The sequence below is a fragment of the Pseudopedobacter saltans DSM 12145 genome, assembly GCF_000190735.1.
Lineage (GTDB): Bacteria > Bacteroidota > Bacteroidia > Sphingobacteriales > Sphingobacteriaceae > Pseudopedobacter > Pseudopedobacter saltans.
In genome coordinates, this window is sequence record NC_015177.1 from 2,216,169 (window position 1) to 2,240,196 (window position 24,028).

Genomic DNA, 24,028 nt, shown 5'->3' on the forward strand with positions numbered 1-24,028 from the left:
ACAAAGGTCTTAAACGTTGAACCCGCAAATCAACGTTTTTTTTATGCTTTATAATCAGGGCTATTCATAATTTTCTCCAAGTTCTCCTCTATTTCTACCACATAAGCAGTAGTAAAACGAGCTTTCTGCTCTGCGTAAATATGGATAACTACTACATAATTACCTTTTACTAAAGCTACTCGACGACTACCATCATATGATTTTTTACTCGAATCCCAACCAACTTTAAGTACTGCATCTGGATCTTGTAAAGCCTCTTTTATCCAATAAAAACGTTCTAATCTTTTAGTGGATAGTATAGACTTATCTTTTTTTCTACGATTAGCACTTTCGAAAAAACAATGATCGAACATCTCTGAATAAAACGCTACAACAATACCGTCAATGGTTTTAATTTCCATTTCGCAATATTCCTTACTCCACATCTCTCGGAGCTGGTCTTCTGTATATTCAGCTGGATTAATTAATTGATACGCTACCATCCTCCTTGAAGATTGATTTTAAATACATTAAATTTTTCTTCCCACTTGGACGTTGGCGCAATTTCTTTCGACAAATATTTATTTTCGATGTATTCTATTAACTTCAGCTTTGCTGTACTAGTCGCTTTTTTATTGAATTTGGATACCACCAAACCTGTAAGGATATCTGCCAGCTGAATACCCAAAGACTGCTCGGAAGGTAAGCCTTGCACCTGCGTAACATCCGAGGTCAGGTTGGAACGATCTAGTGTATGTTCTAGCTCTTTGAGTCTGCCTTTGTTACGGTTTTTCTTAAGGTCGGTGAATATGGCGTAATCATTAAAATCAAAAATCCAATGTTTTAATAATTGGTAATAGAATTTGTAGAAGCCCAATTCTGCATCTTCGCTATTGAAACGCATATTATCTACTTTACCCGCCTCAATCAATATCACTCTAAAGCGAATGTAACCTGCATTGAAAAAGAAATCTATGACCTCTTTGTACAAATCCAAATGAGCGGGAGAAATTTTCTTCCACTTCAACTCGGTTTTGATGTTGTACTTTTGTTTAATCTCATTCAGCCCTTTTTTAAGCAAATCCCGATTTTCGGCAGGCAACCAGATACCTCCGATGCCCGTGTACAGGTGTGCATCTTTGCGTGTAAGGGCTTCAAGACCACTTTCGTCACAATATACTTCGAACTTCATATGCAGCTGGCTTTATTCTACAATCTCTTTTAATAATTTATCGGCAGATTTTTCGATTTCGAAAATATCTTTTGCAATTTCTGACAATTGACGTGGAGCCTTGTATTGGTAGAAATATTTATTGAAATTGATTTCGTAGCCAATTTTTGTTTCTTCAGGATTCCACCACGCATCAGGCGCAAAAGGCAATACCTCCGTTTCAAAGAACGCTTGAATATCTTGCTTCAATGGGATATTTTCAGTGTCTTTCAAATTAGAATCCGAAACGTAATTGATGGTACCATCTTTACTTACCGATTTAATTTCGGCTTCTGCCTTCTTATCAAACCAAGTGATGCATTTACGGATATCTTTCACATCTTTGGCAGCGTATTTTAAATTGTTCTTTTTACCATATTCTTTGAACTTTTTGTTGAACGCATTAATGTCGTATAAGGGTTCTGTACCAAATTCTTTTGCCATTGCGGTAACCTCTTGCATTAACTGTTTATCACGCAACCACGACTTAATATCGGTAACTTGAGCATAGATTTTCTTTTGCTTTTTGTTGAGATTAGCTACCACCAATTCGGCTGGTTCTTCGTCTTCGCTATCTTCCTCGTTCAAGAAATATTCTAATACAAAATTCTCTACGGCTTGTCTGCTTTCTGCATCCGAGCTGTACACTTGCTCACCACATTCGGCATAGATTAATTTTCTTAATTCGGTATTATCCGAAGCGAAACGAATTTCTGCTGTATGCTTAGCATCTAGTTGAATGGCAAAACGAGAAGGACGGTGTACGATGATTTGCGCAAAACCAAACTCGTTATTGTCAAATATTTTACTATGTGGAGTCTCTTTAAATTCTAAATATAGCTCCGTAACCTTTTTGATGTGTTCTGGCTTCAGCTCATTACGTTTACTCCCTAAAGATTTTGCACGTTTACCAAAAAAAGCTTCGTTATTGGCATTGATTAACTGTACTTTTCCTTTGCGATGCTCCGGCTTACGGTTTGTAATGATTAAGATAAAAGTTGGAATACCTGTATTGTAAAACATATCATTTGGTAAAGCAATAACTGCTTCTAGCATATCTTTTTCAATAATATGCTTACGGATTTCGCTTTCACCTTGCCCAGCATCTCCTGTAAATAAAGCCGAACCATTGTGTACCGAAGCAATACGAGAACCTAAGTCGGTTTCTTTCATCTTGCTTAGCATATGCATCACGAACATGAGCTGACCATCGTTGACACGTGTAGTCGCCGCATCTGCATCGTACTCTTTCTGAATGATAAATCTTCTATCTACAATTTTACCGCCACCTGCTTTAGTAAGAATATCCTTATCGTCCTTCCAAGACGTACCGTACGGTGGATTGGTCAACATAAAGTCGAACTTTAAGTCGTTATCGAAACCGTATTGTGATAAGGTACTACCGAAAACAATTTTATCAGGGTCTTCATTTTTCAGCAACATATCCGATTTAGAAATCGCATAAATGGTTGGTGTATTCTCTTGACCGTATAAATGAATGGTTGCTTTGGATTTGATTTTTCCCGTATCATCGGTCATGAAATTTTTACTCTCCGTTAACATTGCCCCAGAACCTGCACAAGGGTCATAGACTAAAAAGCTGCCTTGCTGTATTTTATCTTTAACAGGAAGGAAAATAATATTGGTCATTAACTCGATAATCTCACGAGGTGTAAAGTGTCGTCCAGCTTCGGCATTCGTCGCTTCGTTGAATCTTCTTAACAAATCCTCGAACACATACCCCATTGATAACGGTGGTAATGCATCTATCGATAAATCTATTTTATTGGAACAGAATTTTTGAATGACTGCGAATAGTTTTTCGGCTTCGTCCAAAGTATCAATTTCATTTCTGAATTTGAATCTTGAAATAATATCTTGCACATTAGGAGAAAAACCGTCTAAATAATTGATGAAATTCGCCTTAATATTTGCAGAATCATTCAATAATGACTTTAAAGTAAATGGAGAAGTATTGTAAAAAGCTACGCCAGAACCTTGCTTGTCACTTTTTAGCAAAGAATCTAAATTGTCTAATTTGTCTTTGTATTTATTGTAGGTATCAATTACCCTGTCTTTGGTAGGCTCTAGTACCAAATCTAAACGACGAATTACCGTCATTGGTAAAATGACATCTTTATACTTACTAGGCTCGTAGGTATTAATTAAGTGGTCGTCAGCAATGCTGTATATAAATCGAATTAAAGGATCTAAATCCTTAGTATTTATGCTCATACTGTAATGTAAAATCTATGTATTTATAGCATCTAATGATGAAATTAGGTGCATTTTTATGAATTGTAAATATAATCATTTTAAGATGATAATACCATCAGATCACAAAGGAAAGATAAGTAGGATAAGTAACTTTCCTCAAAAAGATATTTTTGTATTTCGTAGCAAAATAAAAACGGATTTATATGGATAATGGAAAGCAAATGAGTGAAACGAGTGTTTCCGATTGCGTTACTTCTATTTGTTTTGGCTTGTTTTTTAGCGAAGCTAAAAAGTAAAAAATGTTTCTGCTCAAAAATGCTTATCCTACTTATCCTCTGCATTGGAAGTATAAAGGTGCAAAATGCACCTTTAAGAATTATCAAAACGAAGTTTTGATTGTTCGGGTTCGGGGACTGGTGGTAAAGTTGGTTCTTTTTCTTTGTTCTTCTGTTCTACTTCGTCCCATTGTAATTCACGCACTGCATACACGTACCCATTCTTTTTGGATAGTCGAAAATAGCCGTGTTTCTTTAAAGCTTTTCCTAATTTCATAACTGTACCGTCTGTAATGTTTAATTTGGCTTTATCGGCTAATTTGGCTGCAATTTGCGTGGTATTTAGAAATGCATTTGCGGTATCTCTATCAGCAATTTCGAACCAAGTTAATAGCAATTCTTCTTCTGGACTACGGATTTGATACTGCTCGTTGTTCGCATTAATTTCTTTAATTTCTTCTTGATTGAACCAATATCTAAAACCATCTTGTACCAATTGTTTGGCTTGTGCAAAGGCTAAATTGATATCGATATTATGAGCGTATTCGATATGCTCCACCTCAAAACATAAGAAACGACGAGAACCTGTGGTATCGTTTAAAAACTGAGCGGTATTTACCGAACCTGCAAACGATGCTCTGCGAGGTAACGATTCGTTGTTATGTCCGTAAGCTTTACGAATACGGATGTGCGTTTTGGTAATCAATTCTTTGAGTGTGCCTATTTCGGTACGGTTTAGGTTTTCTAATTCATCTAGATTAATCAGCATACATTCCGCCAAATGGATTAAAGTATCTTTATTGTTGGGATTAATCGTACCCGAAAACATATAATCTTTCAAAGGTTTAGGCATCAATTTTTCAATCCAAGTGGTTTTCCCTACGCCTTGTTTACCACTGAAAACAATAACCGTTTGATTGATGGCTTTTTCGTTGGTAACACAAGCTACCATAGCCACAAACCATTTTTTGAAACAGACTTGCCATAAATCCTGCTTTGTTGTAGTAATGGTATTGGCTAAATCGTTGATGTAATCTTGTTCTGCATTTGCCAAAGGCAAATGATCGAAATACTCTTTAAATGGATCGTGTTGTTCGCAAAAATCGGAACGTAACAAATTACGCAGTGTATTGATGTTGCATTTTACTTTTGCTTTTAGAATTTCTCGTAAAATGGAGTTTTCGACAAAATCGGTAATGGGTTTCCACATGGTGGCTTTGATGGTTTTGTATTCCATTTTACCCGTCACTACATTGTATCTGAAATTGTAACGGTAGTTTAGGAAGTTTTCTAAACGGTCTATAAAACTTGGTTTTTCTTCCTCTTCGGCTTCCTCGTTATTATAATTTGAATCGCTATTAGGATTTCTCGACAAGCTCGAAATGACAGTACTATTTTGTTCGTTTTTCCCATATTCTGCCGTGTTGGAATAGGCAGAATTGACCGATGCCATTACTTCGGTTGCATCGTAATTGTAATCGGCTAAGATGTAACCCATAGCAATTGCTAGAGGTATGCCTTTTCGATTGAGATTACAAGCTAATTGATGTACAAAATTATTGCGATTGCCCTCAACATAAGTTTCTTTTTTCTCTGTGAAACGGACACAATGTTCGTAAACAACATCGTAAGATTGGGGTGTTTCGCCATTGGATGAAGTAGTTCCTTCGGCAAGCTCGGTATGACAGCTTTCAATCTTTTCTATAACAGGAAATACGCTTGCACTTTCATTATAATACAATTCGGGATCATTGGAAATAAAGCATAAACGCGTAACATCTTTACCCGATTTATCTATTGGCAAAGCCAATAGTTCTTCATAATATTTTTGCAATTTTAGAAAAGCTTCTTTGTGTTGGGATTGTTCGGAGTTTACTTTTACTAAAATTTTTAATCCATTGCCCGAAGGACTTGTAAACGAAGCCAATGTATATTCGTTTTGATTTGCCAATGCTTTGGCATTGGTTAATTGTTCCGCAGAAAGTTTATCGATATCCAACACTACAACTTGGGTATAGGCTGAAATAAATTCAGGTTTTCTACCGCCTTTAAAACTTGCTGAAGGTGTGAAAGCAGGCAAAGATTTCTTTGCCCTTTCATATGCTTCCATTTTGTTATCTGCTAAGGACTTTCTCAAATAGGTTATCACGTTTTTATACATTCCGTTTTTGATGTCGTCCAATACTTCAGTGATTTTTTGGTTTTGTACCACTTCATTGAAGTTTTTGAAAATACTTACTACCATTCTCTTTAGAAATTAGAGGTTAGACTTTAGAAATTTGAACTACTTCTTTGAAAAGGATTTGTTGTAATGCTCATTCAGAAGCTTTTCTACGTCTGATAGTTTGTAGTAGATTTTGTTGCCAACTTGGGAGAATGAAATACGCCCTTCATCTCTCCAGGTTTGAGCGGTACGTTTTGATATCTTCATCAACAATAGAAATTCTTGATTGTCTAAAAACGTATCTTTCTTAGGATCGTTCTTGGCATTTAAGCGGTTGGTGATTTCGTCTAATCGTTGTACAAGGTCTGTGTACTGTTCTTTGGATAAGATAATTGCTTCCATAATTTTATAATTTAAAGTTTATAGAAGCAAAGTTGTGCAATAGAAAAAAGTCAAAAAGTCCCGAAATGGTCTTTCGGGACTAAATAGTTTTATAAGAGTTTGTCTATGTCTATTCTTTTATGAGGTTTGGGGCGTTTATCGGATTTGGAAGGTGTAAGCAATGTTTTGACTGTTTCAGGACTTAAATCCTTACCGTCCTTATCCACAAATGAATTAACGATAATTGCTACCATATCATTGATACTACCATCAATAATAGGTTTACCTACAATAAACAACTCACGGTGTAATTGGTAAAAAATATCTACAAACTGATTGATATTGCAGTTGATTTTCACTTTTTTATAGGGTAATCCGGTTTGGAAATTATGCAATTGTTGTCGAGCTAAATCTTCTGTTAGTTTGATGATGTGTTGGATATGGTCGATTTCCTTTTGGCATTGGTCGGCATAGTCTGGTAATTTGGGATTGATAAAATCGATACTTGCTTGTTCGTAATCGAAACGTTCTTTTGTTAGCATCATTATCTTATCCGTATAATCTTCCATTGCGTTGACTTTACTTTTCATTTCTCTAAAAGAAAAATATCGTTCTTCACACTCTGCATTAATATATTGCATAGGTGGCTTCACTACTCTATGACGGTTGCGAAGTGGTTCTAGCTCTTTTCGCTTACTTTCTAACACCGTATAACATTTTATCATACGTCCTCTATTATCAGAAGCAAAAAAGAGTTCTTCATTTTCAAAAAACAGCTTTTCTAATTTGTTCAGCCATTTAATAGGATCGGAAACCAAAGCCGTGTGATGTGTGATAAAATCGGGTATTAAACGGTACGGTAATTTGAAGATTTTACTCATTAATACCTTACAATAATTTTCATTGGATAAACCATTATCATTGTAAATATCGAAATGTGGATTCTCTGCAAGTTCCTTTGAAACCGCTGAAAATTCTGTAAAAATTACATATTTTTTGATTTGGTAATTGTGTGGCATAGGACATTAAGTTAAATTATTTTAATATAACAAAACTCAACATATTAGCTGTGTTAAAATTTCAAACCCAAACTAGTGTTTATAAAACATATCCTTCAACCACAAACTCGCTTTAACCAATAGGATTAAAACAGGCACTTCGACCAATGGACCTATAACGCCTACAAATGCTTGGGGTGAATGGATGCCAAATAAAGCGATAGCAACTGCAATGGCTAATTCGAAATTATTACCTGTAGCGGTAAATGCTATCGAAGCATTTTTATCATAAGGAACTTTCATTGCCCTATTAATAAAGAAACTTACGAAGAACATCAGCACAAAATAAATAACCAAAGGAATTGCAACTTTTACTACATCCATTGGCAATTCAAGTATTTTATCTCCTTTCAAACTAAACATCACCACGATGGTGAATAATAATGCATATAGTGTTATAGGAGATATTTTGGGTACAAATACACGATTATACCATTCAATACCTTTTGATTTAATGAGTGTATAACGTGTGATAAAACCTGCTAAAAAAGGAATGCCTAAATAGATGAAAACACTTTTGGTTACTTCCATCATGGAAACCGAAACATTAAAATTGGCTAAACCTAATTTATTTGGCAATACATTGATAAATAACCAGACTAAAAAGCTATAAAACAATACTTGGAAAATACTATTCAATGCTACTAACATTGCGGTATATTCTCTATTTGCTTTGGCTAAATCACTCCAAACAATAACCATTGCAATACACCTCGCTAATCCAATAAGAATTAATCCAGACATATAGTCGGGTTCGTCGTGTAGAAATAGAACTGCCAAGCCAAACATTAAAATTGTTCCAATTAACCAATTAAGCAACAAGGAAATTCCTATAACCTTTTTATTTTTAAATGCTTGAGGTAAGAGTGTATAATCAACCTTTGCTAATGGAGGAAACATCATAATAATTAAACCTAATGCCAAAGGAATATTAGTTGTACCCACACTTAAACTTTCTACCACCATAGGCATATTAGGAAATACATATCCAATCGTTACCCCTGCTATCATTGCAATAAATATCCATAATGTTAGATATCTATCGAGAAATTTTAGTTTTGGTTGCATCGTTTATTTTGTGATTTGTGAAAATATGTACATCATTTCGGTTGCGATTTGAATGCTGCGTTGCTTATAAACCTCAGTTTGTCGAAGCGTTCCATCCGAAATTTTAGGATCTTCGTAAGTAATGGGTATTCTTTTTTCTGCACCTGCAATAAAAGGGCAACCTTCATCTGCTTTCGAACAAGTCATTATAGCACCAAATTGTGAAACAGGATTGAAAGCATTATCGTATTTTTTAGAAAAACCAATAATAGGCATTTCGTTTTCATCAAACTTAATAGCGTAAATAGGATTATTAGTTTCGGAAATTTTGAATATTTGAAAACCTTGATTTTCTAGTGTTTCAGCTACTTTTGGAAACAATGCAGTTTCTTCCGTCCCCCCAGAATAACAGTACACATTCGAAATATCAAAATATACTGATGCTACTTGCGCCCAAACTTGCGACAAATGACTTCTACGTGAATTGTGAGTGCAAATGAAGTTGAGATTTACGGCTTTATTTTGATTTACTTTTTGTTGAATGTAATCTACCAAAGGCTGTAGAACAGCCTTACGATCGGTAGATATTGTTTCTAAATTTATAAACTTATTTAAGTAAACTTTTAGTTGTGGGTACATTGTTATTGTGTTTAGAATTTTAACAACATCCTGAATTAGGGGTGCAGCAAGATGACTGTAGTTCTGATAATTTTATTTTTGGTTTTTGTGAAGGAATACCACAAGCATCTTCAGCTAAACAAGCTGTCTTCTTATTTTTCAGGATAAAATGTTTTCCGTTGAATTCTAAATCGTATTTACCGATTGTACCTGCTTGATATTCTACTTCTATTTCAGAATCTTCAATACCTAATTTAGCTTCAGAAACTTCTATAATATGTAAAAGTTTACCTGGTTTTAAACGGTGCTCGTAATCATCAGCATTCCATAGTTGGAAGTTCACTACTTTTTCATTTCTGATAGTTCCTCCACAATCGATAAAATTTTTAGTGATTTGTCCTACCTCTGTAATGTGAAAGTGTTCAGGTACGAAAGTTCCGTCTTCTAATTGAAATTCAACATTTTCTAATGTTGGCAATATTTCTTTAATTTCTGATAATTTCATAACAAATGAATTTTAGTTTTTAATAAAGTGATATTAATGATAAAAGCTTTTATAGTTGTTATTTATAATAATGTATTATAGCAATATTACGATACGTATGTGCTGAAAAAAATGCCTTTAACAGCATTGTTTTACATTTACATCTTGTTTGAAGAAAGTAACTAACTCGCTTTGTATTTCGTTCCAAACTTTTTCCTCAATACAATAACAAACCGATTTACCTTCTATCGAACCTTGTATAATACCAATGTTTTTAAGTTCTTTTAAATGTTGTGATATTGTTGCTTGTGCCAAACCTAATTCGTCTACCAAATCATTACAAATACAAGCCTTTTGGTTGATAATATGCTGTAAAATAGCGATACGAGCAGGATGTCCCAAAACCTTAAACAATACTGCTAAACGGTTTTGTTCTTCTGTAAATATTTCTGTTTTAGTAATTCCCATATCTTACATATTTATATCGCAATATTACGATATAAATTCTTTACTTCAAAATAATTCAATAAAAATTTAGTTATTGAATTTAATTCACGTATTGTTCAACCGCTTTATCCAATTCTTCGCTGATTATTTTGGCGTAAATCTGTGTAATACCGATATCGGAATGATCCATTAATTTTGAAACATATTCAATCCGCATACCATTATTTAAAGCATTGGTAGCAAATGTATGACGGCTTAAATGAAATGATAATGTAAAAGGCAATTCCATTGCTTTACCTAATCTACGTAGTTTCTGACCGCATAAAATGTTCTTCGCATTAATGATATGTGCTTCGGTATCTTTGTTCATTTCAAACAATTCCTGATCTTCGATAATTGGAAAGATAAAGTCGGATGGTTTGGCTATTTCTGATTTATATTGCTGTAAAATATCTAAAGCTTGTTGTCCTATTTTAAAACTATGTTGACGACCTGTTTTGCGTATCGTTTTGGTGATTCTATTTTCCTTTGCATTAAAGTTTTCCCATTTGAGTGTGACTACATCACTGAATCGTAAACCTCCTGCATACACCGAAAAAATGAACATATCTCTGAATACCTCGTCTTTTCCTTCGTATTCTATTTTGAAGTTTTTCAATTGCTCCAACTGCTCTTTGTTTAAGAATAATCGTTTGCCTTTATCTCTTTTTATTTGAACTTTTGAAAATGGATATAATGAATCTGGTATAATATCTTCTCTCGCTGCTTCCTTGAACATTAAAGACAAAATTCTGATGGAATAATGTATGGTTGTTGCTCCATTTTTCAGTGTGTTTGACATATAATTGATGTAATCTTTCAACATCGTAACTGTAATATCATCAAAATATAATTCTTCGTCCTTTACAAACTTCTTGAACTTCTCTACATATTGTACATAGTTTCTATGAGTTGCTACGGAAACAGTTCCTTTGATACGAGCACATCTATTTTTACAGTATTCAAAAAACAACTCGGCATCTTTGCCCTTAATAGCTTCTTTTAATTTTTTAGCTGAAACATTTTTACGCTTTCTTTCGTGATCTGCTACCAAACCTTGAGCATCTGCAATCTTTTGAGCTAAGAAAGCATTCATTCTTGCACTATTGGAATGACTCTTTTTTACTTTCTGCTTTGCATCATCCCACTCTGTAGTTTTTAGCTTTACTCCAGTTGTAATGAACTTTGTTTTTCTATCCTTAATGACACGAATGTATAACGGACTTTGTCCTGCTTTATCCTCTTGACTGGTTCTAAGAATTAATTTTATTGAAGCCATAACGATAAGATTTTAGAATGGTTATACTATATTTATAATCTAATGCAAAGTGATGAAGTGCTTTTTTAATTGGCTATATCAAAGCGGTGCAACGCGATACTAAGGTACAACTTTTAGTACAACAAAACAATGTTTTACTTGCATTTTGTTGCACTAAATTGAAATTATTAAATTCATAAATAGCTGATATATAAGCAATATAAAGAAATATGAAACATACGATTTAATATTTTTGATAACATTGTATTGCCAAAAGCGGGGCTGAACGGCTTCGATTAAGCATTTGTGCAAGGTTCAACTTTCGTTCGTCGATTGAACTTTTGTGCTAAAAACCCCGCCTTCGGCAATACCCGAACCGTTGGCTGTAATTATATGCCCCACCAAGATGAACAAAATAATAGCAATAGCAATTGACGAATATTCAGATCCGACAATTAAGAATCTTCAAAACTGTATAAAAGACATAAATTTACTCATCGATACTTTGTCAAATCTCTATGAGTTTGATTCATTTGAACTATTTACAAAGCCTGAACAAACTACATTATCATTTTTATATGATGAACTTTATAATGAGTTCATTAATTCTGTGGATTCAGATAACATACTCTTATTATTTGCTGGTCACGGTGAGTTCAACCCTAATCTAGGAACAACATATTGGCTATGCTCTGACTCAAAGAAGAACAGTGTAACAACTTGGTTCAACCTTAATGATTTACTAAAATTTTTTAGTGCATCTCCAGCAAAACACATCGCTTTAATTTCAGATAGCTGTTTTTCAGGTGCAATATTTGAAATTAATAGAGGTGGTGGAACAGTAGCATTAGATGGAAAGTTTTCAAGACAAGCTTTAACTTCAGGTGGACTAGAAAAAGTTAGTGATGGTATTGAAAACAGTCCATTTAATACAGTTCTAATTGATGTTTTGAAAGATAATACTTCAGAGAAATTATCATTTAATCAACTTTCGGAAAGAACAATACTACAGTTTAATCAAAAAAGAGAACAAACACCCGAATTTGGCTCTTTGATAAGTTCCGGGGATAAAGGTGGGACGTTTTTTTTCAAACGTAAGTTAGATGGTTCTAGTATTATAAAATCTATACAAATTCCATTAGAAATTAATCAAGAAGTTAAAATTGACAGCACATTTGAGATACCATTTTTCAATGAAAATAAGTATTTCAATAATAATTTTATCAATGCTTTTGTTCAGCAATTAGGATATTCTATCATTAATGATGTCCGTGTTTTTATTACCGAAGACGAAGGCTATTCTATATCTCGTAGTAGTGAAATGGAATTTTATCTTGAGGTTGGGTACAATATACATACTTTAAATGAAAAGTTTCTAAGCGTGACAATTGGACGAAGTGATTATTTTGGAGGGGCTCATCCGAATCATTATATTTATAGTATAAATTTTGCATTCAAACCTGATAGAAAGATTTCACTCTATGATATTTTAGATTACAGCAATTTCTCTAACCTAGAAAATTTTTTATCCACAATGATAGACCAATATGGAGATGAAGAATGCAAAGAAATACTTAATGAATACTCTACTTTTGAATATACATCTCAACTTGATTTTTATTTTAATGACACAATTTTCACAATTGATTTTATGAATTTGTTACCTCACGCATTTAAAGGATGCGGGAGTTTAGAAATTCCTATAGACAAAATAAAGTTCAAAATATAACTACAGCCAACACGGGTAACTGTTGCACAACTACAATTTTCCAAGAAAATACAAAATATCAGACTTTGTTTAAGCCTTTTTAAGCGAGGTTTGTTTTAAAAAAGAATTTAGGTTTTGGATTTTTAAAGAAGCCGGTATCGGCTAAAAACAAACTATATATGGCCCTTTCAAACAAACAAAGGCTTGCTTTTTTGTAAAGCTATGCTTAAAACCAGAGGCCTCTTACGTTCAAACTTCAGGTATTTCTTCAAATTATAAGCATAGGGCTGCCATGAGCACATGCTTGTTCGTCTGTGCCATCCCGCGGCTGTTCAACCGTTTCATGTTGTGGTTGTTGAGCGGGGTTCCCAAAACCGGCTCTACCGTGGAACTCCGCCGCTTCACCAATCTGCGATGGTAAGCTTTGTTCTCGCTTAGCTTTTGATGCATCTTGTCGTAAAGTGGTTTATGGATACTGTTATCAAGCTTTTTGAAATGGCTGACCTTACCACAGTATTCTGAACTGGCTATTGCTATTTCCAGGCATATCCTTATTTGTAATCCCTATGCTTTGGTTCTCCTTCCCAAACACATTATATTCGTTTTTTATTTATCTTTATTCAAGCCCAAGCTTAAGTTGCCGTTAACCTCCACACTACGCAAGCTGGCGGACTGCTATATTCCATTTGGGAAGAGCAACACAAACGATTTAACTGGACAAGTAATTTATGTTTAGACATAAGGGAAAGACAAGAACATTAAAGCATAATTTAAATATTGCTTCTTTGTTGTCTTTTGTGGCAGGAATTGTAAATGTAGCTGGTTTTTTAGCTGTCCAACGCTTAACAACAAATGTAACGGGGCATTTTGCTTTTTTTGTTGACGAAATTTTTAAACTCAATTTTTGGCAAGGGTTTATCTATTTTTTATACATTTTCTTCTTCTTTTTAGGTTCATTTGCATCGAACTTTATTGTTGAAACCATATCAAAAACAAGCGACAGATTAATTTATATAATCCCCACCATTGTCGAAAGTATTATCCTTCTTTTATTAGCAGTATCGGGACAGTTTTTAATTTCTAAAAATCCCAATCTTCTTGCTTGTTCTTTGCTATTTGCTATGGGATTACAAAATTCATTAGTAACAAAAATTTCTAATGCAACTGTTAGAACCACGCACCTAACGGGATTATTTACAGACTTAGGGATTGAGCTGTCACAGCTTTTCTTTTATAGAGAAAAGGACCAAAAAGTAAAACTTTACTCTTCTATCAAATTGCGCCTAACTATTATTACCTTTTTCTTTTTTGGAGGGCTTTTGGGAGGCATTCTTTATCCGACTTTAGGGCTTTATATACTAGCCATTGCAGCTACAGTATTAATAATTGGGGTAATCTATGACAACTTAAAATTAAGACTAATCATCCAAAGCAGGAAACATCATCACGAAAAGAAAAGCGACCTATAACAAGATATTCAGAATAGACCTTCTCCTTCGGCTCTCCCTCGTTTCTCTTACATTTCTCCTTGGCTCCTTTGTACCATCTCCCTTGCAACACTTACAATTGTCTTACGTTTGTCTTACGTTCCTCTTACGATTGTCCTACGTTTTTCTTACGATTGTCCTACGTTTCTCTTACGTCGCTCTTACGGTATGAAAGAAAATCGCAGGAAAAGTGCAGGAAGAATACAAGCAAAGCGACAGATGAGTACAGGTTTTGGTAACAAGCAATTGTGAAGAATTGCACCAGAAGTGTAACTATTTAAGAGGAAGCAACTGAAGGTCTTATTTATCCCAAAGCTATATGGCAGTATGCCAGAGGATTAGCTTATTTAGGAAAGAATGATGTAAAGAGTGCGCGAAAATGAATCAATCACTTTGAACAAAATTGCCACTGACACAAGTTTGCTACATCTCTTCATTTGGGGTATCAATACTACAGCAGATCTAGCTCAAATTGCATCAAAAGTACTTGCTGCAGGAATAGCTATGAAGGAAAAGAACTATGGAAGCTCTGTTTCTCTACTTAAAGAAGCCGTTGCAATGGAAGATCATCTTAATTACAATGAACCTCCTGACTGGTTTTTCTCGGTAAGATACCATCTTGGAGCAGCATTGATTCGAGATAAAAAATATAGTGAAGCCGAAAAAATATACAGACAGGATTTACAAATATGGAAGAAAAACGGATGGGCGCTGATAGGGTTATATAATTCGTTAATAATTCAGCATAAAAACAACGCTGCGCAGACGGTCAAATCCGCTTTTGATCAGTCCTGGCAATATGCTGACATAAAAATCAAATCTTCTTCAAATATCTTCAATTGAAATAACAAAAAATTAACACTTTAAAGCAACAGCTTGGAACATTGTTTGCTTTATTTCAGGTATCTATCTAATAATCAAAAACAAGGAGGTTTATTATGGCAAATCTTGCAAGACAAAACAGGGGAATGTCCCCTTGGGTTGATTTCTTTAATGTCGACAATTTTTTCGACAACAACTGGTTAAAAAGTTTCGACAAAGAATTTCCGGCTGTAAACATTGCCGAAAACGAACAAAATTATGCGCTTGAAGTTATTGCGCCGGGATTTAAGAAAGAAGACTTCAACCTAAAGGTGGATGACGACATTTTGACTATCAGCGCAGAAACAAAATCAGATACGCAGGAAGACAATAAAAAGAAGGAGTACACAAGAAGAGAATACAATTTCCGCTCATTTACCAGAAGTTTCCGTTTACCCGAGAATGTTAAAGACAACGACATCAAAGCTTCTTATTCTGACGGTGTGCTCCATTTAACCTTGCCAAAATCAGAAGTACAGGTTAAAGCAAGTAAAGAAATCAGTATCGAGTAGTCCGAATCCCTATAACAGCCTTTTTGTATGCTGCCAATCTGCAAAAAGGCTGTTTAATTCTTCCCTTCTTCTATCACTTCCAGATTTTATTATATTCGTGTTGTTAATAGAATAGCATGATAAAAAATATTTTTGAGGCAAATGTGGTACAGGAACTTATCAACCGCATTAGCTCTTTACGCTCGGATAGTCAACCTTCCTGGGGAAAGATGTCCGTTGCCGAAATGCTGGCACATTGTAATGTTACCTACGAAATGGTTTATGAAGACAAGCATCCGAAACCAAATGCTTTTAAAAGATTTCTGCTAAAAATGTTTGTTAAGAATATGGTTGTGGGGGAAAAACCTTATAAGCAAAATAGTCCCACTGCTTCGGAATTTATCATTAAAGACAGCAAAAATTTTGAAGAAGAGAAACAAAGGCTGGTCCATTATATCAAAAGAACACAAGAGCTTGGAGAAGCTCATTTCGAGGGTAAAGAATCACACTCTTTCGGTGTATTAGACACAAAAGAATGGAACAATATGTTTTATAAACACCTGGACCACCACCTCACACAATTTGGTGTATAATTTTAAAGAGGTTGATATTGTATAAGAATACAAAAAACAACCTCCTTATTTTAAAGCATCATGATACCTTCTATCGTTCCGGCTTTTTTGTAGTAAGCCACAACTTCATCTGCATCTTTAACCTCTTTCAGAATAGTTACGGATACATAACTACCATTTTTTGATTCATTTTTCTGAATGGTATCTTCAGGAAATATTGTCTTTAAATCTTCTATCCTACCTTCTTGGTTCTTTACAATAAATTTGAAATTGTATTTACCGGGGAAAGCCTGCACCTGTTCCAGTTTCTCTTTGAAAGTAACATAAAAGTCTTTTCCTTTATCTAACCCGTCATCTAAATTCTGAAAATTAATTATCTTATTTTGATCTTCCATACTAATCCATATTACATTTTTTAAACCATAAAAAACATCAAGTAAGCACCAGGCTCTCTAAGAGCAAACCCGTACTTTCTATGCTTTGCGTTTAATATTTTTTTTAATTTAACAATCAAAAGCTATACCTGTTCTAAAAATTGCTAATTTGTCAGTCGTTTCTGTATTTGAATGCGCTTTACAAACTTATCACGTGACATGACCGAAAAAGAAAAAATGCTTGCTGGCTTGCCGTATAATGCTCAGGATGAAATATTGATGAAGGAAAGAAGACATGCCAAACGCCTGCTCAGACAGCTTAATATTTCCGAGTATCTGGTTACAAAAACTGCCAAAAGCATTATTCGGGAATTGATCCCTAACACGTCCGGGAAATTATACATTGAACCACCATTCCATTGCGATTATGGCTATAACATTTATTGCGGAGAGAATGTCTATTTCAATGTTAACTGTGTACTGCTGGATGTTTGTAAGATAGATATTGGTAATAACGTTATGTTTGGTCCTAATGTCCAGATTTATACGGCTACGCATCCATTGAATTTTAAAGAAAGATTGGAATACGAATTGGGAAAACCTATCAGCATAGGTAATAATTGCTGGATTGGCGGCAATACAACCATATGTCCCGGTGTAAAAATCGGTAACCGAAGTGTTATTGGCGCGGGCTCTGTTGTTACCAAAGATATTCCCGAGGATTGTCTCGCGGTAGGTAATCCGGCTAAGGTGATAAAAACGCTGAATAAATCAGACTTACCTGCTGATATCTACAATAATTTGCTTTGATCGCTCTATCTGATTCAGGATATCCTTTCTGCCAGAATTTTCATTAAGAACTTTCTTAAAGTCTGCTATGGAAGAATTTGCTGCAGAGATTACCGCATTTTTATTGTAAACTCCGTTTATTTTTTGGCTTTTATAAATTCCATATTCCTGATAGGCCAATCCCCTGTTCTGATAAAATTTCATATCGGCAGGAGTTAAGGATATTCCCGTAGTAAAATCCTTAATTGCGCCTAATAACAATGGTTCTTTATCACTTGAATTTAGATCCTTTATCTGTTGGCAGAGATTCATCTTAGCCTTTCCTCGGTAATAGTAAGCGATAGATTCATCCGGCTTAAAGGAAATAAGCTTATCGAAAGCGCTGATAGATTTCCTGTAATTATTGGCATGGTAGGCCGAATATCCCATAAGGTAAAGCACATTCATGTTAGAATTGTCAGCCGAATAAGCTTTTTCGAAATAATTTGCAGCACTACTGAAATCACCATTCATCATCGATCTTTGTCCAAGACGTTCAAATGGTTCCTGCGCCAACATGCTTATGGGCAGTAAAACGTTAAAAAAAATTAATAATCTTCTCATTCCTTTCAGGGTTCCCCCTTCACAATTTACTTTTTTTGTCGTAGAATTTTATTTAGTAACGTTATATGACGATAAATATTTTCACAGCCATTACTTCATGACTAAATTACATGAATAAACCGTATTTATAACCGAAAAATCAGAGAATAGCTTAATTTAGACTGATATTTATTATTGGCATAACTGTTGGACTTTATAAGTCTTCCAACATAAAGGTTATTTTTCTACGTTACAATCTGACAAATTGGCGTTCAAACAAATTTAATATGAGCAAATTCGATAATTTCGATTTTAACCAAGCATTACCATTGATTACTGAAGATACAGAATTTTTCCCTCTGATATCACAAGAGGACGAGGAGGAAATGAATAACGAACAAACGCCTGAGGTATTACCTATATTACCACTTAGAAATACGGTATTATTCCCCGGTGTAGTTATTCCTATCACTATTGGCAGGGATAAATCTATAAAACTGATAAAAGACGCTTACAAAGGCGATAAAACCATTGGTGTTGTGGCCCAAAGAGATGTAAGCATCGAGGATCCTCAATTCAGCGATCTCAATACTATCGGAACAGTTGCCGTCATCATCAAGATGTTGCAAATGCCGGATGGCAACACAACAGTTATTATACAAGGTAAAAACAGATTTCAATTGCAGGAAGAACTGCAGGAGGAACCTTATTTCAAAGCCGCTGTCACTAAATTTGAAGAGGTTAGACCAAAACTGGATAAAGAGTTTAAAGCAATGGTTTCTTCTGTTAAGGAAATGGCCATGCAAATTATCCAATACTCTCCAAACATCCCATCGGAAGCAGGAATAGCGATCAAAAACATAGAAAGCACTCCTTTTCTGATCAATTTTATTTCTTCGAACATGAATGGTACTGTTTCGGAGAAACAAAAAATGCTTGAAGTTGCCAACCTGAGGACGAGAGCCGAAATGGTTTTAGAGCACCTTACGCTCGAACTACAAATGCTTGAACTTAAAAACCAGATACAAAATAAGGTTAAAGTGGATCTGGATAAGCAACAGAGAGATTATTTCTTAAACCAGCAGCTAAAAACCATACAGGAAGAATTAGGTGGGAACTCTCCTGATATGGAGATCGAAAATCTTCGTGCCAGAGCGATGAAAAAGCTTTGGAGCAAAGACACCGCAAGCCACTTTAGCAAAGAACTGGATAAACTGGCCAGGATGAACCCGGCGGCGGCGGATTATTCTGTACAGATAAACTACCTGGAAGTTTTATTGGATTTACCGTGGAACTTTTCTACCAAAGATAACTTCGATTTAAAAAGAGCACAAAAAATACTGGATAAAGACCATTACGGGCTTGAAAAAGTTAAGAAACGTATTATAGAATATCTGGCTGTTTTAAAGCTAAAACATAACATGAAAGCGCCTATTTTATGTCTCGTTGGCCCTCCTGGGGTTGGTAAGACTTCGTTGGGTAAATCTATAGCCAAGGCTTTAGGCAGAAAATATGTGCGTATGGCTTTGGGCGGTGTAAGAGACGAAGCGGAAATCAGAGGACATAGAAAAACCTATATTGGTGCTATGCCGGGAAGAGTAATCCAATCTATTAAAAAAGCGGGAAGTGCTAATCCGGTATTTGTTTTGGATGAGATTGATAAAGTTGGGAACGACCACAGAGGCGATCCTTCGTCTGCGCTTTTAGAGGTTTTAGATCCCGAACAAAACAATGCTTTTAACGATCATTTCCTGGAACTGGATTACGACCTTTCTAATGTAATGTTTATTGCAACCGCCAACTCGCTAAGTTCTATTCAACCTGCATTATTAGACAGGATGGAAATTATAGAAGTTAATGGCTATACAATAGAAGAAAAAATAGAGATTGCCAGGAAACACTTGCTTCCTAAACAAAAAGAACTTCATGGTTTGAAATCTAAAGATGTTAATCTGAAGAATTCGGTTATCGAGAAGATTATTGAAGATTATACGAGAGAATCAGGCGTCCGCGGTTTAGAGAAAAAGATTGGTGCAGTTGTAAGAGGTGCGGCTACTAAAATAGCCATGGAGGAAGAATATAACATCAACTTTGGTCCTCAGGAAGTGGAGAATATTTTAGGTGCGCCTATCTATGACAAAGATCTTTACGAAGGTAATGAATTTGCAGGCGTTGTGACAGGTCTGGCCTGGACTCAGGTGGGAGGTGATATTTTATTTATCGAAGCCAGCTTAAGTCCCGGAAAAGGCAAGATGTCACTTACAGGTAATCTGGGAGACGTCATGAAAGAATCTGCCAGCATCGCTATGGCTTATATCAGAGCACATGCAGAGGAGTTTGGTATTGATTACAAAATATTCGACCAATGGGACGTACATATCCACGTACCAGCCGGAGCAACACCTAAAGATGGTCCTTCTGCAGGTATCACTATGCTAACTGCATTAACATCTGCATTTACCCAAAGAATGGTTAAACCTCATTTGGCCATGACCGGAGAAATCACCTTAAGAGGAAAAGTTCTGCCTGTAGGTGGTATTCAGGAGAAAATATTGGCCGCAAAAAGAGCTAATATCAAAGATGTGATACTGTGTAAGTCTAATAAAAAAGATATTCTGGAAATTAAGGAAAGTTATATCAAAGACTTAAATTTCCATTATGTTAGCGAGATGAGTGAGGTAATTAAACTTGCTTTAATGGATAAAAAAGTTAAAAAACCACTGGATTTAACATATAAAAAAGCATCGGAAGATTAATAATCTTCTGAAAGAGGCTGTTCGAAAAACAAAAACATTGTCTATTTCAACGATTTTCAGGAAAGTCCCTCCGATTCATCAGTAGGATTTTCTTCACTAAATAGATAGGATAGGGATAATTTTCGGCACAGCCTCTTGTCTTTTATCCCTAATTTGGATGTTGTTAACGATCTTACATCATAAATACACCACAAACCGCATTAAAAAATATCACACACGGTTTATTAAATCTATGACAAAGACTTTCCTTAAGTGAAGTCTCCTATAGCGATAAGGTTTGTGAATTTCCATGAGAATTTATGTACTTTTCTTTTAAATTGGCTACTAATGATCGTTCTTTTTTATTAAGTAGTTTTTTATAGCTAATTTAACTCCGTAAATATTGATTTTAAAAACCTAATACTATGAAAATACTAGTAGCGACGGATTACTCAGAAAATTCCAAATCTGCAATAGAATTTGCTATCCAGCTTGCCGATCAAAACACAGATATTGTACTTACTTTTTTTCACTCGTTACATGTGGGCCATCCGTATGAACTTAATGATGAAGACTTTGCTATTTTGGAAAAAAACAAGGAGTTAGAAGACGGTCAGGTATTAAAAAGTTTTATAGAAGGCATTTATGCTAAACTGAATGTTACTCCTCAGAAATACGATTGTATCATTAAAGAATCTGTTGTGCCGCATGGCAACATCATTAATTATGCAGAGAAAGATAACTTCGATTATATCTGCGTTGGAGCAAGAGGGGCTTCTAAAATGGAAAAATATCTGGGTACCAACACGCTGAATATTATTAACAAAACAACTATCCCTGTATTTGCAATTCCATCAAGCTATCAGTTTAAAAAAATTGATAATGTAATTTATGCTTCTGATTTTACAGATTTAAAACCTGAATTGGAAAAGGTTTTAGATTTCACTTCAAAATTAGATGCTAAAACCGAATTACTTCATTTTGCATTTCCTTCCGAGACCGAACAAAGAGAACACATGGCTTCTGATTTACAAAAGCAGTATGATGATCAGAAGGTTAAATTCACAGTTATCCCTAATAATGCGCTTAAACCCGTTATAAACAATATTAAAGCTTATGTTGCAGAACATAATCCTTCTTTGCTTATTATGTTTACGGTTCAAAATAAGTCTTTTTTCGAACGCTTTTTATTTGCCGGAAATACAGAATCTATTGTATTAAAAGCAACCGTACCTCTATTGGTTTATAAAAAATAATTTTCAGGAAGATCCTGCTATACCAAAAAGCAGGATTTTCTGTTTTAGTCCTTATGTATCCTTATAAAGCTCTTTTATTCATACTCTTGTTATTCAGCTTAGATTATTCATCCGTCTATAGTCAGAATAGCTCCTATCGTTCCGAATTTGGCTTTATAAGTGACAATGATGCTTATTTGGCTACCGGACAAGACAGGTATTACACTAACGGACTGTTTTTGAATTTAAGACATGCAGTATCGCCGGCCCGTATAAGGAGTGATAAAGTATTTAAAAATATCTGGGAATTTAATGTCGCCCAGCAAATGTATAATCCAAAGTCTGGCTATGCTCCCACTCAACGATATGTTGACAGGCCTTTTGCAGGCTATCTATTTGGATCCTATGCCAGGCATTGGCTTTTTAAAAATGAAAATTCAATTAGGGCCGAGATTCAAATTGGTACAATAGGACAACATTCTTTAGCTGATAAAGGGCAGGAATTTTATCACCATGCATTTGGCTTCTACAATATCGACGGCTGGCAATATCAAATCGAAAACGAAATTGGCATAAATACCAAAGTTTCTTACTTACTGAAACTTACAGAAAGCAAAAATAAAAAGTTAGACCTAAGCCTACCATTTAGTGCACATTTGGGTAATTATTTTTCCGGATTAGATATGTCTGCTCTGTTCCGAATGGGCAAGATAAATCCGTTAAACAATTCGGTAGCAACCAATAGCAGCATTGGAAACGAAGGAAAGTACAAAGGCGAATTCTATTTCTTTTTAAAACCAAGGTTAAACTGGGTAGCTTATAATGCGACAATATCGGGATCTATGTTTAATCCGAAAAGCGACAATGAAATTACTTTTGACAGCCGGCCTTTAGTATTCGCTCAGGAAGCTGGACTGGCTTATGCAAAAGAACGCTGGAACCTGGGCTTCTCCCTCACTTTTAAAACAAAAGAAATAGAAAGCAGCGCCAAAGCACATCAATACGGTAGTGTTCGGGTGGCTTATAAATTTGGCAAAAATCTTTAGGTTTTAGCTAAGATATAGAAAGTGGAGACTGACGATGGCAGTTTAAAGTTTGATAGATTACCCACAAAGTGCATAGATCGGAATGCATCCTGATCAGTATAAATATTAAAGACTTCCCTATGGCATCCCTTTGGGAAACAACCAACTAAAAACTTTGAGAACTTAGCTTCATCTTCTGTTTTTAAATAACCTAACTAAAAAATAACATTCCAAAATAAAGAGAAGCGCCTTTTATTGATATCTTTGCGGTCTCATGAATAAAAATATTGTTGTTGCCATAGACGGTTATTCGTCATGCGGAAAAAGCACTTTAGCAAAGGCCCTAGCTAAACAGCTTCATTTCATTTATGTAGATAGTGGGGCCATGTACAGAGCTGTAACTTTATATTTTCTAAGAAATCATATCGACCTTCAGAATGAAGACCAGGTAAAAAAAGCACTGGACGAAATCGATCTTAATTTTCATGCTAAAGACTACAATACACATATTCTGCTAAACGGAGAAGATGTTTCAGAAGAAATCAGGCAAATGCATATTTCTGAAAATGTAAGTGCAATATCGGCTATTAAACAAGTGAGAACTGCCATGGTAAAACAGCAACAGAAAATGGGTCGTTCTAAAAACATCGTTATGGACGGCAGAGATATTGGCACTACTGTTTTCCCGCATGCGCAGGTTAAACTTTTCATGACGGCAGATCCTAAAATAAGAGCTGAAAGACGATACAAGGAACTTATTGCCAAGGGGGAAAATGTCACATTGGAAGAAATTTTCGAGAATCTCGCTCACCGCGATTACCTGGATACTACCAGAGAAGAAAGCCCCTTAACCAGAGCCGAAGACGCTATTATTCTGGATAACACAAAACTTACTGAAGAAGATCAATTAAACTTCGCCCTTGACAGGGTTACCCCTTTTCTAAAATTAGCATAGACAAAGCTAAAAGCTACATTTATAATTGGAGACTTAT

The 24,028-nt window shown here is 35.1% G+C and carries 24 protein-coding genes; 10 read left to right on the top strand and 14 right to left on the bottom strand.

Annotated features, from left to right (window positions below; all coding sequences use genetic code 11):
* Positions 1-41 precede the first annotated feature (41 nt).
* The 11 genes from PEDSA_RS09440 to PEDSA_RS09490 form a co-directional block, all read right to left on the bottom strand.
* The gene (locus PEDSA_RS09440) at positions 42-482 is read right to left on the bottom strand and encodes a hypothetical protein (protein WP_013632928.1); all 441 of its coding nucleotides are present in this window, start codon (positions 480-482) and stop codon (positions 42-44) included.
* The gene (locus PEDSA_RS09445; protein ID WP_013632929.1) at positions 476-1,171 is read right to left on the bottom strand and encodes a DUF3800 domain-containing protein; all 696 of its coding nucleotides are present in this window, start codon (positions 1,169-1,171) and stop codon (positions 476-478) included. Before PEDSA_RS09445 ends, PEDSA_RS09440 begins: the two co-directional genes overlap by 7 nt.
* 12 nt (positions 1,172-1,183) lie before the next feature.
* On the bottom strand, positions 1,184-3,424 hold the full coding sequence (locus tag PEDSA_RS09450; RefSeq protein ID WP_013632930.1) for a type I restriction-modification system subunit M: 2,241 nt from the start codon (positions 3,422-3,424) through the stop codon (positions 1,184-1,186).
* 351 nt (positions 3,425-3,775) lie between these two features.
* Positions 3,776-5,926 carry a VapE domain-containing protein gene (locus PEDSA_RS09455; protein WP_013632932.1) on the bottom strand — a complete coding sequence of 717 codons (2,151 nt, stop codon included), beginning with the start codon at positions 5,924-5,926 and terminating at the stop codon, positions 3,776-3,778.
* 39 nt (positions 5,927-5,965) lie between these two features.
* The gene (locus tag PEDSA_RS09460) at positions 5,966-6,247 is read right to left on the bottom strand and encodes a helix-turn-helix domain-containing protein (protein WP_013632933.1); all 282 of its coding nucleotides are present in this window, start codon (positions 6,245-6,247) and stop codon (positions 5,966-5,968) included.
* A gap of 89 nt (positions 6,248-6,336) precedes the next feature.
* Positions 6,337-7,245: a hypothetical protein gene (locus PEDSA_RS20285; protein WP_013632934.1), complete on the bottom strand. Its 909-nt coding sequence runs from the start codon at positions 7,243-7,245 to the stop codon at positions 6,337-6,339.
* A gap of 72 nt (positions 7,246-7,317) precedes the next feature.
* Positions 7,318-8,352, bottom strand: coding sequence for an ACR3 family arsenite efflux transporter (arsB, locus tag PEDSA_RS09470; protein WP_013632935.1), 1,035 nt, complete (start codon positions 8,350-8,352; stop codon positions 7,318-7,320).
* Positions 8,353-8,355: 3 nt separating this feature from the next.
* Complete coding sequence (locus PEDSA_RS09475) at positions 8,356-8,970, bottom strand: low molecular weight phosphatase family protein (RefSeq protein WP_013632936.1); 615 nt, start codon at positions 8,968-8,970, stop codon at positions 8,356-8,358.
* 19 nt (positions 8,971-8,989) lie between these two features.
* Entirely contained in the window at positions 8,990-9,454 is a 465-nt protein-coding gene (locus PEDSA_RS09480) for a DUF6428 family protein (protein ID WP_013632937.1), read from the bottom strand.
* A 117-nt stretch (positions 9,455-9,571) separates the two neighbouring features.
* A complete protein-coding gene (locus PEDSA_RS09485; RefSeq protein WP_013632938.1) occupies positions 9,572-9,901 on the bottom strand; it encodes an ArsR/SmtB family transcription factor in 330 nt (109 codons plus the stop codon).
* A 79-nt stretch (positions 9,902-9,980) separates the two neighbouring features.
* Positions 9,981-11,198, bottom strand: a complete 1,218-nt coding sequence (locus PEDSA_RS09490; protein WP_013632939.1) for a site-specific integrase — start codon at positions 11,196-11,198, stop codon at positions 9,981-9,983.
* A gap of 385 nt (positions 11,199-11,583) precedes the next feature.
* Between PEDSA_RS09490 and PEDSA_RS09495 the strand changes: the two genes are divergently transcribed.
* Positions 11,584-12,906, top strand: coding sequence for a caspase family protein (locus PEDSA_RS09495; protein WP_013632940.1), 1,323 nt, complete (start codon positions 11,584-11,586; stop codon positions 12,904-12,906).
* 252 nt (positions 12,907-13,158) lie between these two features.
* Here the strand turns inward: PEDSA_RS09495 and PEDSA_RS19865 are convergent, their stop codons facing one another.
* Positions 13,159-13,440, bottom strand: coding sequence for a transposase (locus PEDSA_RS19865; RefSeq protein ID WP_083811755.1), 282 nt, complete (start codon positions 13,438-13,440; stop codon positions 13,159-13,161).
* A gap of 173 nt (positions 13,441-13,613) precedes the next feature.
* Between PEDSA_RS19865 and PEDSA_RS09500 the strand changes: the two genes are divergently transcribed.
* From PEDSA_RS09500 to PEDSA_RS09515, 4 genes are all read left to right on the top strand, one after another.
* The gene (locus PEDSA_RS09500) at positions 13,614-14,354 is read left to right on the top strand and encodes a YoaK family protein (protein ID WP_013632941.1); all 741 of its coding nucleotides are present in this window, start codon (positions 13,614-13,616) and stop codon (positions 14,352-14,354) included.
* 411 nt (positions 14,355-14,765) lie between these two features.
* The gene (locus PEDSA_RS09505) at positions 14,766-15,215 is read left to right on the top strand and encodes a tetratricopeptide repeat protein (protein ID WP_148233522.1); all 450 of its coding nucleotides are present in this window, start codon (positions 14,766-14,768) and stop codon (positions 15,213-15,215) included.
* A 95-nt stretch (positions 15,216-15,310) separates the two neighbouring features.
* Entirely contained in the window at positions 15,311-15,745 is a 435-nt protein-coding gene (locus tag PEDSA_RS09510; protein WP_013632942.1) for an Hsp20/alpha crystallin family protein, read from the top strand.
* Between the two features lie 116 nt (positions 15,746-15,861).
* Positions 15,862-16,317 carry a DUF1569 domain-containing protein gene (locus PEDSA_RS09515; protein ID WP_013632943.1) on the top strand — a complete coding sequence of 152 codons (456 nt, stop codon included), beginning with the start codon at positions 15,862-15,864 and terminating at the stop codon, positions 16,315-16,317.
* A 50-nt stretch (positions 16,318-16,367) separates the two neighbouring features.
* Here PEDSA_RS09515 and PEDSA_RS09520 read toward each other — a convergent pair whose 3' ends face one another.
* Positions 16,368-16,691: a DUF493 family protein gene (locus tag PEDSA_RS09520; protein WP_013632944.1), complete on the bottom strand. Its 324-nt coding sequence runs from the start codon at positions 16,689-16,691 to the stop codon at positions 16,368-16,370.
* 198 nt (positions 16,692-16,889) lie between these two features.
* Between PEDSA_RS09520 and PEDSA_RS09525 the strand changes: the two genes are divergently transcribed.
* Positions 16,890-17,480 (top strand): sugar O-acetyltransferase, encoded by a 591-nt coding sequence (locus PEDSA_RS09525; protein ID WP_013632945.1) that lies wholly within the window; start codon positions 16,890-16,892, stop codon positions 17,478-17,480.
* Here PEDSA_RS09525 and PEDSA_RS09530 read toward each other — a convergent pair.
* The gene (locus PEDSA_RS09530; protein ID WP_041537034.1) at positions 17,448-18,062 is read right to left on the bottom strand and encodes a tetratricopeptide repeat protein; all 615 of its coding nucleotides are present in this window, start codon (positions 18,060-18,062) and stop codon (positions 17,448-17,450) included. The genes PEDSA_RS09525 and PEDSA_RS09530 overlap by 33 nt on opposite strands.
* Positions 18,063-18,328: 266 nt before the next feature.
* Between PEDSA_RS09530 and lon the strand changes: the two genes are divergently transcribed.
* From lon to cmk, 4 genes are all read left to right on the top strand, one after another.
* Positions 18,329-20,797: an endopeptidase La gene (lon, locus tag PEDSA_RS09535; RefSeq protein WP_013632947.1), complete on the top strand. Its 2,469-nt coding sequence runs from the start codon at positions 18,329-18,331 to the stop codon at positions 20,795-20,797.
* Positions 20,798-21,201: 404 nt separating this feature from the next.
* Positions 21,202-22,032 carry a universal stress protein gene (locus PEDSA_RS09540; RefSeq protein ID WP_013632948.1) on the top strand — a complete coding sequence of 277 codons (831 nt, stop codon included), beginning with the start codon at positions 21,202-21,204 and terminating at the stop codon, positions 22,030-22,032.
* A gap of 53 nt (positions 22,033-22,085) precedes the next feature.
* Complete coding sequence (locus PEDSA_RS09545; RefSeq protein ID WP_013632949.1) at positions 22,086-23,057, top strand: lipid A deacylase LpxR family protein; 972 nt, start codon at positions 22,086-22,088, stop codon at positions 23,055-23,057.
* 253 nt (positions 23,058-23,310) lie between these two features.
* The gene (gene cmk / locus PEDSA_RS09550; protein ID WP_013632950.1) at positions 23,311-23,991 is read left to right on the top strand and encodes a (d)CMP kinase; all 681 of its coding nucleotides are present in this window, start codon (positions 23,311-23,313) and stop codon (positions 23,989-23,991) included.
* The last annotated feature ends 37 nt before the right edge of the window (positions 23,992-24,028 follow it).